Consider the following 14,218-nt stretch of genomic DNA (forward strand, 5'->3'; position numbering starts at 1 on the left):
AGATGTTCATACGTCCGATGCTGCGCATGGTGCCGGATGGCACCCGCATCCGCTTCATGAAGGGCCGCTTTGCCGGTCTGGCGACCTCTGCCGTGCTGTCCCTGATCTCCATTGTTCTGTTCTTTCATCCCGGGCTGAACGAGGGCATCGACTTCCGCGGCGGCATCGTGATCGAGGCCCGCACCCAGGGACCAGCCGATTTCGACAAAATCCGCGCTACCCTCAGCGCCGCCCATCTGGAAGCCGCCGGGGTGCAGCGTTTCGGCGCCGAGGATGATGTGCTGATCCGCCTCGACTCCCAGCCGAACGAAGCCGCCACCCAGCAGGCTGCCAACACGGTGCGCGAAAGCCTCGCCAAGGCGCTGCCCGGCACCAAGGTGATGCGGGTGGATGTCGTGGGGGCCAGTGTCTCGCGGGAGCTGTTCCGTGATGGTATGCTGGCGCTGGGCGTCAGCCTGCTGATGATCCTCGGCTATATCTGGGTCCGTTTCGAATGGGAATTCGCGGTCGGCGCAGTGGTCACGCTGGTGCTGGATGTAACCAAGGCGGTCGGGTTTCTGGCGCTGACCCGGATCGAGTTCAACTTCGTCATCATCGCCGCAATCCTGACCATCATCGGCTACTCCACCAATGACAAGGTGGTGGTGTATGACCGCGTGCGTGAAAACCTCCGCAAATATCGCACCATGCCCTTGCGGGAACTGATCGACCTCTCGATCAACGAGACGCTTAACCGCACCCTCGGCACCTCCATGACGGTGTTTCTGGCCAGCTTGCCGCTGGCGCTGTTTGGCGGAGAATCCCTTTCCGGCTTTGCGTGGACGATGCTGTTCGGGATCGTGGTTGGCACCTCTTCCTCGATCTTCATCGCGGCACCGATCCTGTTACTGCTGGGTGAGCACCGCCTGCGGCGTGATACCGTTGCTCCCCCGGGTGCTCCCTCGGGCGCTCCCTCGGGCGCTCAAAAAACAGCCAAAGGCTGACGGGCTTTGTCCGGTTCCATGAGGCTCCCCCTGCCCGGCCCGATTGCCGCATTGCTGACCCCGGCCAGAATGCAGTTCCTGCGTTTCGGCATGGTGGGCGTGATGGGGTTTATGGTCGATACCGCGACCGTCTATGCCTCCCGTTACTGGCTTGGGCTATATTGGGCCGGAATCCTCGCTTATTGCGTGGCGGCCAGCGCCAACTGGCTGGTCAACCGGATATGGACCTTCCGCAACCATGCCGCGACGGATGGCAAGCATGCCCATGCCGGAAAACAATGGGCCAAATTTCTGGCCGCTAATCTGGTAGGGGCGGTGCTTAATCGCGGTACCTATATGCTGCTGATCACCATTGTGCCGTTTTGTGCCGCCCATCCGGTGGTTCCGCTGGCTGCCGGTGCGATCATGGGGCTGGGTGTGAATTATGAACTCTCCCGTCGCGTGGTGTTCCGCTGATGCAGGAAAGCAAGCTGCTGGTGGGCATCGTGATGCTGCTGTCATGCTCCGGCATGGTCCTGTCCGCGCCCGTTCTGGCTCAGCCGGTGCAGATTATCGGCCCTGCCGGCAATGGTTGCATCGCCGGGGCACAACGTCTGCCCGATGAAGGACCGGGCTGGCAGACCATCCGCCGGGACCGCAGTTCCTTCTGGTCTGCCCCGGTAACGATCAACGGGGTTAAAACACTGGCCACGCGCCTGCATGCACAAGGGCTGCCGGATTTGTATGTCGGCGATATGTCCGCGCCACATGGCGGCAGGCTGCCCGGCGGCCATGGCAGCCACCAGAACGGGCTGGATGTCGATCTGTACCTCGACCTCACCCCGCGCCCGGCATTGACGCCGGATGAACGTAACGTTCTGGAACCGCCCTCCATGGTCTCAGCCGATGGCAACAGCCTCAGCCCGGCCTGGACGCAGGATACAGTGACGCTGCTGCATATGGCTGCAACTCTCCCGAATGTGGATCGGGTGCTGGTCAATCCGGTGATCAAGCGCGCTTTATGCGAACAGGTCAGTGGAGACCGGAGTTGGCTGCATCTGATCCGTCCGTGGTGGGGTCACAAAGCCCATATGCATGTACGCTTCAGATGCCCGGCTGGTCAGACGCTCTGTGTGCAGGCTCCACCGCCGCCCACGGGGGATGGATGCGATACCACGCTGGCATGGTGGTTCCAGCCCCACCCTGCTCCACCGGCAGCACCTCCCCGGCCTCCAGAGGCTCCCCCTGCCGCCTGCCGGCCCATTCTGGCTGGAGATACCCTGTCTGCTCCGGAGACCAGGCCATGAGTTTGTCGCCGCCGCTGGTCTCGATCGTCATTGCCGCGCTGAACGAGGAAGCCACCATCGACCGGGTCTGTGACGAGTTGATCGACACGCTGGACGGGTTCATCCCCTTCGAGGTCGTGGTGGTGGATGATGGCAGCACCGATCAGACGCCGATACGCCTGTCCATGCTGCGTACAAGACATCCGGCCCTGCGCGTGATCCGTCATCCGAAGCGTTGCGGCAAAACCGCCGCCCTGTTCACCGGTGTGGAAGCAGCCCGGGGAACATGGATCGTCACCATGGATGCGGACGGGCAGAACGACCCGCGCGACGTACCCGCCATGGTCGCCGCCCTGCGGAGTGAGGGCAATCGCTCCCCGACAGGAAAAGCGCCTCTGGTGGCGGGAATTCGCCGGAACCGCATCGATACGCAATCCCGCCGTCATGCCTCCCGGCTTGCCAACGGCATCCGCGCCCGACTGCTGCGGGATGACTGCCCCGACACAGGGTGCGGCGTGAAAGCGTTCAGCCGGGAGGACTTCCTCCGCATGCCCGCTTTCGAGGGCATGCACCGCTTCATGCCCGCCCTGTTCCGCAGCTATGGCCATACCATCGTGCTGCAAACCATCCATGATCGGGCGAGATTGGCCGGACAGTCAAAATACACCAATTTCGGCCGCCTGATGGTCGGGATCAGGGATACGCTGGGTGTGATGTGGCTGCGCAACCGGATAAGATTGCCGCAGGACAGTCGGGAAGTCTGAGAATCCGACAGCACGCCACCCGCATGTCATACGGTCAGATAACACAGGTGTTGCTGCTAATTCATTTCGTTTGCTTACTATTTCATGCGATGAGCAGTCCGTTGCATTTTCAACGATGGATCTGATCATCATGAGCCATTCTTCTGGCTGCCTCCGTCTTATCGCTGGAAGCCTTTTGATGGGCGGTGCGCTGGCTGGCTGCGCCGATCACTGGATCAAGCCCGGTGCAAGCCAGCAGGAATACCAGTACACCATGGCCCAGTGTAAAGCCGAGGGCTATACGCATATGCCCGCCAATGCGGTGCCTTACCAGCTGACCAATGGATCTTATACCAGTGCTGGAATCGAGTGCAAAAAAACCAGCAGCGGGGGCAATGACTGCAAGCAGAAGCAGGTTTATGAGCCGCCGATCTGGGGTACCCGTGATGCGAATGAAGACGGGCGCAACGCGGTCATCCGGGCTTGCATGATGCGCAGCGGCTGGATGCTCCAGGAATAAAGCGCCCGTTCTGATCACGAAGCCGTTTTTGTAGCGCCGTTAGTGAGCCGTCTCACTGACGGCGCTCTTGCATCATGGCTGCGGATCATCTCCCCTAACCATTATGGGAATCGACCAGACCAGTGCCTCCATCCTGTCGCCTGCATGGACCATGGCCAGTGAGGGCATGGTGGCAACACTCAGCCTGTCGGGTGAATGGACTGTCGCATCGGGTGGGCTGAACACCCGACCGATCAATGCCTTTCCAGTTGGCACGGAACGATTGCTGATCGACGTTTCCGCATTGCAGCGCTGGGATTCCGCGCTGATCTCCTTTCTTTGGTCGCTGGAGCAGCGATGCAACACCAGCGGAATCACGCTGGATAACAGCACATTGCCGCACTCTGCCAGAGGTCTGCTCGCCTTGCTGCCGGAGCATCCACACCCATCTGCCCCCGCTCCGGCAAAGCATTTTGCGCCGGTTCAGGCCATCGGTGCCTCGACCCTGTCCATGCTCACGGAATGCGGCACCGTGACGGAGCTGGGCGTGGAAACCCTGCGCGGTGCAGGGGCCACCCTGTTTGGCGGACATGGCATGCGCTGGCGCGATCTGCTGCGTGATATCAGCGATGCCGGGCCTTCCGCTTTGCTGATCGTGGGCATCGTGAATTTTCTGATGGGGTCCATCCTCGCTTTTGTCGGCGCGGTGCAATTGCGCAAATTCGCCGCAGATATTTACGTCGCCAATCTGGTAGGGCTGGCCTCGGTCCGCGAAATGTCGGCGGTGATGACAGCCATCATCATGGCGGGACGTACCGGCGGAGCCTATGCTGCGCGCATTGCCACCATGACCGGAAATGAGGAAATCGACGCGCTGCGCGTGTTCGGGATTCCGGTCTCACGCTATTTGCTACTGCCCTCCATCGCGGCGCTGGTACTGACCATGCCCATTCTCTATCTGTATGCCTGCCTGATCAGCCTTGTCGGAGGCTATATCGTCTCACAGGGGATGCTGGATGTGACCATGGCCGGTTTCTGGAATCATTTGTTCGGCTCAGTCCATATCGACCAGTTCGTATTCGGCTTTGTCAAAACCATCACCTTTGCCATGCTGATCGGGCTGGTCAGCTGCCGGATCGGTCTCAAGGCCGGACGCAGCGCCGCCGATGTCGGTGTGGCCGCAACCCGCGCCGTGGTCAGCGGAATCGTCGGCGTCATCGCGCTGGATTCCATGTTCGCTGTCCTTGCCACCATCATCGGGATTTAAGCTTTTGCAACCAGGCGATCATCCCGACAACGCGCTGCTCGGCATGCGAGACGTCACGCTGGGATTCGGCCCGAAGATCATTCAGCGCAATTTGTCTTTCGATGTGCGCAAAGGGTCGATCTTCGCCGTAATGGGTGGCTCCGGTTGCGGCAAGAGCACCGTGCTGAAAAGCATGGTCGGCTTGCTGCGCCCCAAAGCGGGCCGGGTCTATGTGGAAGGGAATGATTACTGGGGCGGCAGCGATGCCGACCGCACCGCGACCGGCCGCCGTTTCGGTGTGCTGTTCCAGAGCGCGGCGCTATGGAGTTCCATGACCGTCGGCGAAAATATCGCCTTGCCGCTGGAGATGTTTACGAAACTGGCGCCCCGCCAAATCCGTTCGCTGGTGGAATTGAAGCTTGGTCTGGTCGGAATGTCCCACGCGATCGATCTGATGCCGTCTGAACTGAGCGGCGGGATGCGCAAGCGTGCAGGGCTGGCGCGTGCTCTGGCGCTTGATCCCGACATCCTGTTCTTCGATGAGCCATCCGCCGGGCTGGATCCGATCACGTCCGCCAGGCTGGATGATCTGATCATGACGCTGCGGGATGGTCTGGGGGCCACCATCGTCATCGTCAGCCATGAACTGCCGAGCCTTTTCGCCATCGCCGATGACGGTGTGTTTCTGGATGCGCATACCAGGACCACGATCGCCCATGGTGCGCCACGCGACCTGCGGGATCATTGCGACGATCCACAAGTGCGTGCCTTCATGAACCGCGATGCCCTGAACACGGAGAACTGACCGCATGGTCAATCGTCAAACCGCCGTTGGTGCTTTCGTCATAGGCGGATTTATCCTCGGTGCCGCCGCGCTGATGACATTCGGACATTTCCGTTTCTTCTCACAGAGTATCCGCGCCGCCGTAGTGTTTCAGGGATCAATCAGCGGTCTTGCCGTCGGTGCGCCGGTGACGTTTCGCGGTGTGCGGGTCGGCGCCGTGGAAAGCATTGCCATCAATTTCGATCAGGAAGATCAGGCCGCCTATATTCCTGTGGTGATCGACCTTGATCCCGATCAGGTGACGGTGGTGGAAAGCCAGCATGAGAACAACAGCACGCTCGATCTGAAACGACTGATCGCCCATGGTCTGCGCGCGCAGTTGAACATGCAGAGTTTTGTGACCGGCCAATCCAACGTCAACCTGGATTTCGATCCGGCTTCTCCCGCGCCGCTGCATCCGCGTCTCACAAGCCTGACGGAAATTCCTGTCAAACCCTCGGCTATTCAGAAGATGAAGGATGTGCTGGCTGATCTGCCGCTTAAGGAACTTGCAGGAAGTGCCAGCGCTGTGATGGACAATATCCGCATCCTGTCGCAACGTCTGGATGATGATCTGCCACCGTTGCTGGCCAGCATTCGCACTTCCTCCGAGCACTCCCAAAAGACATTGGACGTCGTTGCAGAGACGATGGTTGATCTTCAGAAAAACCTGTCCACAACAATTACCAATCTGAACGCGCTGCTGGTGAACGGCAACAGACAACTCGATGCCCGCAGCGCCGATGCGCATGTCGCCTTACTGAACATTGCCCGCACTGCCCAGCGTGCGACCTCCACGCTCGATAATCTGCGCTCCATGACAGCAACAGGATCGGAAAGCCGCGTCAATCTGGATGATGCACTCCGTGACATTGCCGCCGCCGCCGCCGCCCTGCGCGGCTTTGCCAGCGATGTGGAGCGCAATCCGCAACTCCTGCTGACCGGACGGAAACAATGAGACATCCTTCAGCTCTCGCTCTCTCCGCCCTGCTGCTATTCGCGGGTTGTGCTGCTCCAGCCTTGCGCGTCTATACGCTGAGTGCGCAGGAATCCCGCGCTCCGGCGCCTGAATCCATCCCTGCCAGACAGATCATCGGTCTGTCACGGGTGCAAGTGCCCGATTATCTCGACACACAGGACATTATCCTGCGCCATGGTCAGGAACTGCATCGCAGCAGCAATGGCCGCTGGGCGACCAGATTATCGCTGGGTATCACAGCCGCCATCGGTGACTGTCTGGCAGCCCGCTGGCCGGATGCCCAGATCGTACAGGGACCACAGAGCCAGTCACCGGATAGCCGCATCCAGATCGTTGTGACACGCTTCGATGTCGGCGAGGATGGTCAGGCCCTGCTGGAAGCCGGCTGGACCATCACCCGGATCGGCAGCAAACACCCACCGGAACGGGACAGGACGGTGATCACCGCCTCCGGACCCGTCAAAACCGATGATGATATTGCCCGCATGATGCGCAGCATGCTGCTGCAACTGGCTGACCGGATCGTCCGGCCAGCCAAGTAAGGCAAAAACCCGTTTATTGCGCCTTTACGGGTGAAGATGCGTTGCCAACCGGTATCGGGAGGGAGACAGGTGCATCATTTTCCCATCCACCGCCAAGCGCCTTGTAAAGCTGCACAAGATTGGTGGAAATCGCGGCATCGCTATCGGCCAGATCACGCTCCGCCGCCAGCAACTGACGCTCGGCATTCAGCACATCCAGAAACGTGACCAGCCCGTTGCGATACGCATTCTGTGCCAAGCCGACAGCACGGCGGTCAGCATCCACGCTCTGACGCAGGGCTTCGTTGCGGCGCTGCTCGTCTTCATAGGCAGCCATGGCATTGCTGACATCGTGAAACGCTTGCAACACTGTCTTGCGATAGGCAATGGCAGCCTCTTTCTGCTGCTGGGTCGCCATATCCAGATTGGCCTTGAGACGCCCACCCTCAAAAATCGGCAGTGTGATCATCGGACCGATCCCATATGTGTTCGATCCCCAGTTGCCCATATCAGCAAAGGTCAGCGCGCTCATCATCAGATTGGCATTGATGATCACACGTGGCAGGAAACTGGCCTCCGCCACACCGATATTGGCGGTGGCTTCGTGCAGGGTCGCCTCGGCCTGCCGAACATCAGGGCGGCGGCGGACCAAATCTGAGGGTAACCCGACCGGGACGCGCGGTGGCACTGGGGGCACGGGACGCGGCACGATCAGCTCCCCCGACAAAGCCTGAGGAGCCTGCCCGAGCAGCAGGCTCAACGCATTGATCAGGGCGGTCTGCTGTGTTTCCAGTGCCGGCAACGCCGATTCCGTCAGAGCCAGCTGGGCGCGGGCATTTTGCACATCCAGATCAGACCCCAAGCCACCCGTCTGCCGCTGCCGGGCCAGATTCAGGTTTTGCCGTGCCACCTCGGCATTGCGGCGCACGATGTCGATATCCGCCTGCACATTGCGCAAACGCATGTAATCCAGCGCGACCTCCGCCATGGCGCTGACCAGAGTGGCACGCCGCGCTTCCTGATTCTGCTGAATCTGCGCTTCCCCGGCCTCGATATGCCGCCGCACACGGCCCCAGAGATCAATTTCCCAACTGGCATCAATACCATAGCGGAAATAGTCGATCGGGGGGACTTCAATCTTCTGCCCGGATTCCGCCAGCAACCCGTTCAATCCCGCCTTTCCCAGCCCTACCTGCAAAGAGCGATCACTGACAGGCTTGAGTCGTTGATAGGACGCGGCCCCGTTCAGGGATGGAAACAGGGCCGCACGGGTACCACCCAGCTGCGCCCGGCTTTCAGCCAGACGCACAGTGGCGGTTTGCACATCCAGATTATTGGCGGCCACCCGCTGCTCCAGCGAGGTCAGCACGGGATCGGTGAAACTGCTCCACCAACTGGCTTCCGTCGGTTCAGGGACGACATGGCTGGCGATGGGCTGTGCCTCAAAATGCCCGGCACGCGGCGCCCATGGTTTTGCTGCTTCATCCTGCCGGGGCGGCACAAAGGTCGGGCCTATCTTGCAGCCGGCCAGAGCCAGCACAATCAGCGTGGAACCGGAGAACGAGATCCGGCGTGCTGTCTTCCGCAACCAAAACGGCATGAAAAATCCTTATCAGGCAGGCCACCGGAAGCCGAATCATCTTTCTGGATCGCGACCACACCACCAGATTGACCGACCGGTTCGGTCATTTTCTTTTGACAAATTAATCAGGACGGGCAAATCGTCAATTGCACGGCCAGCGTCCCTGCTGCCCATCATGACCCTGTGTGGAGGCGTGACTTGCTATCATGAGTGTTATGGAGTGTCTGTCGACGGAGAAACGCAGCCAGATCCTGGCCGGCGCGGCAAAGGTCTTTGCAGAAGAAGGCTATGAAGGCGCCAGCATGTCGCGCATTGCGCATGAGGCCGCTGTCTCCAAGGGCACGCTCTATAATCATTTCCAGAACAAGGCGGATCTTTTTTCCGTCTATGTGCAGGATGCCTGCTCCACCTCTCTCAGCCATGTTTTCTCCAACGTGAAGGAAGATGGCGCACCGGAGGAGGTTCTTCTTTCGGTCGCGGATCGCATGCTGACCATGATGACAGACCCGGCCTGCATAGTGATTTACCGGGTGGTCATGGCCGAGGCGGCGAAATTTCCCCATGTCGCGCAGACCTTCTATCAGGCAGGCCCCGCCGAGGCGATCAGGCGCCTGACACTATGGTTGACAGGGGCCGCCGCTGATGGCCGCCTAACGGTGGAAGATCCGCAATTCGCCGCCGAACAGTTCCTGGCCCTTGTTCAAACCCGCACCGGGCTGCGGCGGCGTCTGTGTCTGGATCACGACGTTGATCCGGCATTCCGGGACTATGTCGTCCGGGAAACCGTGCGTATGTTCCTTGATCGCTATGCCCCCCACACCTGACAGACCTTCATGTCATTAGATGTTGCGAAATATTCGCAACTTTACTAAGCGACTGACCTCAGGCCGCCATTATACGGCCAGACAGGGAAGGTTGATAATATGCAGGGACGCAGATGGGGAGTTTTCTCCCGCATCATGGCGGCCATGATCGGCGGATATTGTGCGACCCTCGCCATCAATGCCGCCCTGGCCGTGCTGCTGCCCCTGCCTCGTGCCGAAGCCGTCATTATTGCGGCCATGCTGTCTTTTCCGGTTTTCGCGGGGGTGATCATCTGGGTTTTCGCCACGCGCAGCGCCAGCCGCGCCTGGGCGGGCCTGGTGCTGGTAACACTGCCCTGCGCCGCGCTTGGTTACTGGTCCGCAACACATCCCGCGACTCCTCTCACCCTGCATTCTGACGGCGGCACGAAAGGAAAACACCGATGAAAAAGGGGTTCGTGCAGTCCATGACCTGGCTGCATAGCTGGAGCGGGCTGGTGTTCGGCTGGCTGCTGTTCGCGGTGTTTCTGTGCGGCACGCTGACGATTTTCGACAAGGAAATCAGCCAGTGGATGCGGCCTGAGCTTCCACCCATCGCCATGGATACGGAAACGGCAGCCAAAGCCGCCTCCCTCTATCTACAGACGCAGGGGCTGCTTAATCAGGCCATGCGGGAGGTCACTGGCCACGCGCCGACAACCACCGCCGATCCAGCAAAGCCACGCACCGGGACCAATCGGCATGGAGTCCGCCGCTGGCTGATCACTCTTCCCACAAGACGCGTGCCGGAACTGCGGGTGGCAGCATCCGGTCCTCGTCGCGAGGGCACGCTGATTGATCAGGTCACGGGTGCACCGCTTCACATCCGACAAAGTCAGGGGGGAGCATTCTTCTTCCTTTTCCATTTCACCCTGTTTGCCGACCGGACCGGAGAATGGTTCGTGGGGGCCGCCGCGATGGCCATGCTCGCCGCCATTGTCAGCGGCGTGATCATTCACTTCAAGCGGTTGCTGAAGGATCTTTTCACCTTCCGCCCCGCTTCCTCCCCGCAGCGTTCATGGCTGGATGCCCATGCCGCCGGAGCCGTGCTGGCACTGCCTTTCCACACCATGTTCGCCTATACCGGGCTGTTCATCCTGTTCACCCAGCTGATGCCCAGCGGGATCATGGCCCGCTATCCCGGTCAGATGACGCGCTTTGCCGAGGAAGCAGGGATTGCCCCCTATGCCCGTCCGGAAACCGGAATGACCGCTCCATTGCTGCCGCTCGATATTTTTGTCCGCAAGGCGGAAGCCCGTATGGGGCCGGGCAGCGCCGGTTATATCGCAATCCTCAATCCGGGAGACCGGGCGCAGACGGTTGAAATCTATCGCTATGACGGTGACCGTGTCGCATGGAGCCGTGATCACATCGCCTATGACGGCACCACCGGAGACATGCTGCATGAAGCGATCATGCAAGGTGGGGTCTCCACCACGGCCCATACTCTCTGGGGGTTGCATTACGCCCAGTTCGGAGGCCGGCCGGTTCACTGGCTGTATTTTCTCAGCGGGCTGGCCAGTTGCGGGATGATCGCCAGCGGGCTGGTGCTGTTCACGATCAAGCGGCGGCAGCGGCATGAGACCGATCCTGTGGCCCATGCGCTTTTTCTGGCCGCCGAAAAATTGAACGTCACCTTCATCGCCGGGATCAGCATCGCCTGCGTGGCCTATTTATGGGCCAACCGGCTGCTGCCACCCGATCTGCCGGGACATGATCAGGCGGAAATCAAAATCTTCTTCGGGAGTTGGCTGCTGACGCTGTTGCATCCGCTGTTCCGTTCGCCTCGCCGGGCCTGGCTGGAACAGCTTTCCCTGCTGGCCGCGCTGTTGCTGCTGCTGCCCTTTCTGAACATGGCCACGACACAAACCGGCCTGACACACACACTGCTCGATCACGGTGCGGAACGGGACTGGGCGCGGGCAGGCGTTGATCTGACCGGTTTCATGCTCGGGCTGGCCGCGGGCTGGGCCGTCTGGAAAATCGCGGTGCATCGTCCGAAAACCACTCGTTCCGGTCGTTCGGCGGTCACGGCAGGAGCCTGAAGAACCCATGATGCCTCCCCTTGCTCTGCTGGCCGCTTTTCTGATCGCTTTCGCTGCTTTTACCGCCATCGCATGGAGCATGGAGCGGCATAAGCGGCAAATGGCACCCTCGATCCCTTTGAAAAAAAAGGAAAAGCCGGACTGGCATGACCAGATTGGCAGACTCGCCGGATGGATCGGGCTGGTGGTGGCCTTGATACTCTGCGCCATCGGGTTTGGCTGGGCCGCGGGGCCGGTCGCATGGTTTGGCGTGCTGACAATGGCTGCCATCACGCTGGCATTGGTTTTGGCCTATCGTCCCGTGGCAACCCGTCAGGCCGCTGGTATGGCTTCCTTGCTGGCCGCGTTGCTCTGTGCAGTGTCCCTGCTGTCCTGATCCATCGCCAGACGACGTTTTCCCCAGATCATCGGCTCCAGCACCGAAAGCAGAGCCGAAAGCGCAAGCCATGCCCCCGCCACAGCCAGAGAGGGCAGAAACGAATGCGTGTACTGATAAAGCGTCCCTGCCATATACGGGCCGACCACCTGCCCAGCCGCATATCCAGCCGTGAGCATCGCCACCAGAGAGGGATCATGATAGCGGTTTTTGGCTGCATCCATGCTCAGCATCACGCCCAGCATCATGGTTGATCCGACCAGCACGCTGCTCAATGCCAGCCCGGCCAGAGAAGGCAGGAAAACCGGGATCACGATCCCGACTGCCTCACACAGATAGACCAACACCAGCGTACGCGCATGATGCCGGGGCGGCACAAATCCGCACAGGATGGTGGACAAGCCGGCCATCAACCCCATGACAGGCCAGAGAAACTGATCCAGCCCACCGCCCGGCAGAACCTCCCGCGCGATCAGCGGCAGAAAGGTCGCCGGCACGATATAACAGGCCCCTGAAATTCCATAGGCAACCGCCAGCATCGCCTTCGGAAGCCGGAATTGCGGACCACTGGCGGGCGTGAAAATATGGAGCGGCATAACAATGGGGGGATGAACGGGCATATTCTCCCGCCATGACGCAGCCAGCACCAGCGCACCGCCGAAAGCAGCCAGTATTCCCAGCCAGAGCCATATCCCGGCAACCCTCATTCCATGCCCGGCCATCATGGGCACCAAAAGGCCCGTGATCATGATGCCGAAGCCGGGACCGCTGAAAACAATGCCGCGCCAGTGGCCATGACCGGACGCTACGAGACGCCGCATGCTCCAATGCGTGATACCAACCAGCCCCCATGCGCTGGCGACACCGGACAGGAAACGCAGCCCCTGCCACGCCGGATGATATCCGGTCATCCCCATACCGATCAGACCCAGCGCGGTCAGGACCATCCCCCATAGCAGCATGGGACGGCTACGTTCCCCCGCTGCCATACCGCTGAGCGCACCCACCAGATAGCCGGCGAGATTAACCGTCGCCAGCAATGAGCCGCCATGGACCGTGACGCTCCCCTCCCGGATCATCAGGGGCAGGATAGCGGTATACGCGAACCGACCGAACCCCATGATCAGGATAAAACCCAGCATACCGGCCAATGCCGTCATGATGGCCTTGCCCTGGGCAGCAGCAATGGTCACGCGGGAAGAAGTCATTGCCTGCTCCGCTTTCATAAGCTTGCTTATGAAACTAAGCCCATCACAGCCGGGACAAAAGCCTTCTCGTCGCGACAGTGATGCAACGCAGCCTCGTTGATGGTGCAGACAAAGCCTCAGGCAGCATCATGCAACAGGGACTGCCGCGGATTGGCTTCCGATTGTTCCGGCTGATGATCACGCAGGAACGCCTCCAGCGCCGGATCGACCGTGCCGAGAACCAGACGCAGTGTGACGATCGCATCCCCGGCCGCCTTGCCGCCATGGGCCGGAACGCCGCGTCCCCGCAAGCGGAGTTTGGTTCCGCTATCGCTGTGTGGCGGAACCGTCACTGTTACCGCCCCACGCGGTGTAGGAACCTCGATTTTCGCGCCCAGTACGGCTTCTGCGTAGGTGATCGGCACATCCAGATGGATGGTCTGCTCCTCCCTTCGATAGATGGGATGCGGTGCAACAGATAACGCGATCAGCACGTCACCTGCCGGACCACCCGCATGGCCTGGCGCCCCCTGTCCACGCAGACGCAGCACCTGACCGCTTTCCGCGCCGGGAGGAATCTGAAGATCAATCGCCTTGCCATCGGGCATCGTGATGCGCTTTTTAGGCACGCCATTGACCGCCTCCAGAAAGCTGATCGTCATCTGGTAACGGGTGGATTGGCCTTTTGCCGGGCCACGCGGACGGCCACCATTGAAGAGATCGCCGAAAAGATCGGCAAAATCCTGTCCCTCGAACGGATTGCCCTGCTGGCCCTGAGCAGTACGGGAGTATCCATAGGCTGGCCCACGCTCCTGTCCGGTGGCATCAATCTCACCGCGATCATAGCGGGCGCGCTTGTCCGTATCCGACAGCAGGGCATGGGCCGCAGAAATATCCTTGAACTTCGTCTCAGCCACTGTATCGCCCGGATTCACATCCGGATGGTATTTCTTGGCAAGCCGACGATATGCATCCCGAATGTCCTTCGCGGATGCGTCTTTCCTGACACCCAGCGTCTCGTATGGATCAGCCACGCAGTCTGCTCCCTCAACCCTTGACCGGGTTCTGATATCGGTATCGTGATGAGTTTTGACGAGAGGGTCACGATACGTTTCCTCTCCCAGTCC

General features: G+C 60.4%; 16 protein-coding genes. 13 read left to right on the forward strand and 3 right to left on the reverse strand.

Annotation, left to right across the window (positions count from 1 at the left end; translation table 11 throughout):
* The first annotated feature begins 2 nt into the window (after positions 1 to 2).
* The 9 genes from secF to GBCGDNIH1_RS19805 all read left to right on the forward strand — a co-directional run bounded on the left by secF (position 3) and on the right by GBCGDNIH1_RS19805 (position 7,080).
* Positions 3 to 983, forward strand: a complete 981-nt coding sequence (gene secF / locus GBCGDNIH1_RS19765; protein ID WP_011632149.1) for a protein translocase subunit SecF — start codon at positions 3 to 5, stop codon at positions 981 to 983.
* A gap of 18 nt (positions 984 to 1,001) precedes the next feature.
* Positions 1,002 to 1,439 carry a GtrA family protein gene (locus tag GBCGDNIH1_RS19770; RefSeq protein WP_043452858.1) on the forward strand — a complete coding sequence of 146 codons (438 nt, stop codon included), beginning with the start codon at positions 1,002 to 1,004 and terminating at the stop codon, positions 1,437 to 1,439.
* The gene (locus GBCGDNIH1_RS19775; protein WP_011632151.1) at positions 1,439 to 2,269 is read left to right on the forward strand and encodes a penicillin-insensitive murein endopeptidase; all 831 of its coding nucleotides are present in this window, start codon (positions 1,439 to 1,441) and stop codon (positions 2,267 to 2,269) included. Before GBCGDNIH1_RS19770 ends, GBCGDNIH1_RS19775 begins: the two co-directional genes overlap by 1 nt.
* On the forward strand, positions 2,266 to 3,012 hold the full coding sequence (locus GBCGDNIH1_RS19780) for a glycosyltransferase family 2 protein (protein ID WP_011632152.1): 747 nt from the start codon (positions 2,266 to 2,268) through the stop codon (positions 3,010 to 3,012). The genes GBCGDNIH1_RS19775 and GBCGDNIH1_RS19780 overlap by 4 nt, the downstream gene beginning before the upstream one ends.
* Before the next feature lie 130 nt (positions 3,013 to 3,142).
* Entirely contained in the window at positions 3,143 to 3,511 is a 369-nt protein-coding gene (locus GBCGDNIH1_RS19785) for a hypothetical protein (protein WP_125911012.1), read from the forward strand.
* Positions 3,512 to 3,614: 103 nt separating this feature from the next.
* Positions 3,615 to 4,757, forward strand: a complete 1,143-nt coding sequence (locus GBCGDNIH1_RS19790) for an ABC transporter permease (RefSeq protein ID WP_043452860.1) — start codon at positions 3,615 to 3,617, stop codon at positions 4,755 to 4,757.
* A gap of 43 nt (positions 4,758 to 4,800) precedes the next feature.
* Positions 4,801 to 5,541 carry an ABC transporter ATP-binding protein gene (locus GBCGDNIH1_RS19795; RefSeq protein ID WP_011632155.1) on the forward strand — a complete coding sequence of 247 codons (741 nt, stop codon included), beginning with the start codon at positions 4,801 to 4,803 and terminating at the stop codon, positions 5,539 to 5,541.
* 4 nt (positions 5,542 to 5,545) lie between these two features.
* Complete coding sequence (locus GBCGDNIH1_RS19800) at positions 5,546 to 6,517, forward strand: MlaD family protein (RefSeq protein ID WP_011632156.1); 972 nt, start codon at positions 5,546 to 5,548, stop codon at positions 6,515 to 6,517.
* Positions 6,514 to 7,080 carry a PqiC family protein gene (locus GBCGDNIH1_RS19805; RefSeq protein ID WP_011632157.1) on the forward strand — a complete coding sequence of 189 codons (567 nt, stop codon included), beginning with the start codon at positions 6,514 to 6,516 and terminating at the stop codon, positions 7,078 to 7,080. Before GBCGDNIH1_RS19800 ends, GBCGDNIH1_RS19805 begins: the two co-directional genes overlap by 4 nt.
* A gap of 13 nt (positions 7,081 to 7,093) precedes the next feature.
* Here GBCGDNIH1_RS19805 and GBCGDNIH1_RS19810 read toward each other — a convergent pair whose 3' ends face one another.
* The gene (locus GBCGDNIH1_RS19810) at positions 7,094 to 8,659 is read right to left on the reverse strand and encodes an efflux transporter outer membrane subunit (protein WP_011632158.1); all 1,566 of its coding nucleotides are present in this window, start codon (positions 8,657 to 8,659) and stop codon (positions 7,094 to 7,096) included.
* Between the two features lie 188 nt (positions 8,660 to 8,847).
* Here GBCGDNIH1_RS19810 and GBCGDNIH1_RS19815 point away from each other — a divergent pair, with 188 nt between their 5' ends.
* From GBCGDNIH1_RS19815 to GBCGDNIH1_RS19830, 4 genes are all read left to right on the forward strand, one after another.
* Positions 8,848 to 9,465: a TetR/AcrR family transcriptional regulator gene (locus GBCGDNIH1_RS19815; protein ID WP_011632159.1), complete on the forward strand. Its 618-nt coding sequence runs from the start codon at positions 8,848 to 8,850 to the stop codon at positions 9,463 to 9,465.
* Positions 9,466 to 9,564: 99 nt separating this feature from the next.
* A complete protein-coding gene (locus tag GBCGDNIH1_RS19820) occupies positions 9,565 to 9,891 on the forward strand; it encodes a DUF3649 domain-containing protein (RefSeq protein ID WP_011632160.1) in 327 nt (108 codons plus the stop codon).
* A complete protein-coding gene (locus tag GBCGDNIH1_RS19825; RefSeq protein ID WP_011632161.1) occupies positions 9,888 to 11,528 on the forward strand; it encodes a PepSY-associated TM helix domain-containing protein in 1,641 nt (546 codons plus the stop codon). Before GBCGDNIH1_RS19820 ends, GBCGDNIH1_RS19825 begins: the two co-directional genes overlap by 4 nt.
* Before the next feature lie 7 nt (positions 11,529 to 11,535).
* Positions 11,536 to 11,904, forward strand: a complete 369-nt coding sequence (locus tag GBCGDNIH1_RS19830) for a DUF3325 domain-containing protein (RefSeq protein WP_025318843.1) — start codon at positions 11,536 to 11,538, stop codon at positions 11,902 to 11,904.
* Here GBCGDNIH1_RS19830 and GBCGDNIH1_RS19835 read toward each other — a convergent pair.
* A complete protein-coding gene (locus GBCGDNIH1_RS19835) occupies positions 11,841 to 13,112 on the reverse strand; it encodes a YbfB/YjiJ family MFS transporter (RefSeq protein WP_157692008.1) in 1,272 nt (423 codons plus the stop codon). The genes GBCGDNIH1_RS19830 and GBCGDNIH1_RS19835 overlap by 64 nt on opposite strands.
* A 116-nt stretch (positions 13,113 to 13,228) precedes the next feature.
* Positions 13,229 to 14,125, reverse strand: a complete 897-nt coding sequence (locus tag GBCGDNIH1_RS19840) for a DnaJ C-terminal domain-containing protein (protein ID WP_011632163.1) — start codon at positions 14,123 to 14,125, stop codon at positions 13,229 to 13,231.
* Positions 14,126 to 14,218: the final 93 nt, after the last annotated feature.

Source organism: Granulibacter bethesdensis CGDNIH1 (genome assembly GCF_000014285.2).
In the GTDB taxonomy this organism is placed as follows: Bacteria; Pseudomonadota; Alphaproteobacteria; order Acetobacterales; family Acetobacteraceae; genus Granulibacter; species Granulibacter bethesdensis.

Excerpts from the sequence above, each read along its gene's own strand:
- GBCGDNIH1_RS19805 (WP_011632157.1), top strand. The coding sequence starts at position 6,514 with ATGAGACATCCTTCAGCTCTCGCTCTCTCCGCCCTGCTGCTATTCGCG.
- GBCGDNIH1_RS19790 (WP_043452860.1), top strand. The coding sequence starts at position 3,615 with ATGGGAATCGACCAGACCAGTGCCTCCATCCTGTCGCCTGCATGGACC.
- GBCGDNIH1_RS19815 (WP_011632159.1), top strand. The coding sequence starts at position 8,848 with ATGAGTGTTATGGAGTGTCTGTCGACGGAGAAACGCAGCCAGATCCTG.
- GBCGDNIH1_RS19830 (WP_025318843.1), top strand. The coding sequence starts at position 11,536 with ATGATGCCTCCCCTTGCTCTGCTGGCCGCTTTTCTGATCGCTTTCGCT.
- GBCGDNIH1_RS19770 (WP_043452858.1), top strand. The coding sequence starts at position 1,002 with ATGAGGCTCCCCCTGCCCGGCCCGATTGCCGCATTGCTGACCCCGGCC.
- GBCGDNIH1_RS19775 (WP_011632151.1), top strand. The coding sequence starts at position 1,439 with ATGCAGGAAAGCAAGCTGCTGGTGGGCATCGTGATGCTGCTGTCATGC.
- secF (WP_011632149.1), top strand. The coding sequence starts at position 3 with ATGTTCATACGTCCGATGCTGCGCATGGTGCCGGATGGCACCCGCATC.
- GBCGDNIH1_RS19795 (WP_011632155.1), top strand. The coding sequence starts at position 4,801 with ATGCGAGACGTCACGCTGGGATTCGGCCCGAAGATCATTCAGCGCAAT.
- GBCGDNIH1_RS19810 (WP_011632158.1), bottom strand. The coding sequence starts at position 8,659 with ATGCCGTTTTGGTTGCGGAAGACAGCACGCCGGATCTCGTTCTCCGGT.
- GBCGDNIH1_RS19835 (WP_157692008.1), bottom strand. The coding sequence starts at position 13,112 with ATGACTTCTTCCCGCGTGACCATTGCTGCTGCCCAGGGCAAGGCCATC.
- GBCGDNIH1_RS19820 (WP_011632160.1), top strand. The coding sequence starts at position 9,565 with ATGCAGGGACGCAGATGGGGAGTTTTCTCCCGCATCATGGCGGCCATG.
- GBCGDNIH1_RS19785 (WP_125911012.1), top strand. The coding sequence starts at position 3,143 with ATGAGCCATTCTTCTGGCTGCCTCCGTCTTATCGCTGGAAGCCTTTTG.
- GBCGDNIH1_RS19780 (WP_011632152.1), top strand. The coding sequence starts at position 2,266 with ATGAGTTTGTCGCCGCCGCTGGTCTCGATCGTCATTGCCGCGCTGAAC.
- GBCGDNIH1_RS19825 (WP_011632161.1), top strand. The coding sequence starts at position 9,888 with ATGAAAAAGGGGTTCGTGCAGTCCATGACCTGGCTGCATAGCTGGAGC.
- GBCGDNIH1_RS19800 (WP_011632156.1), top strand. The coding sequence starts at position 5,546 with ATGGTCAATCGTCAAACCGCCGTTGGTGCTTTCGTCATAGGCGGATTT.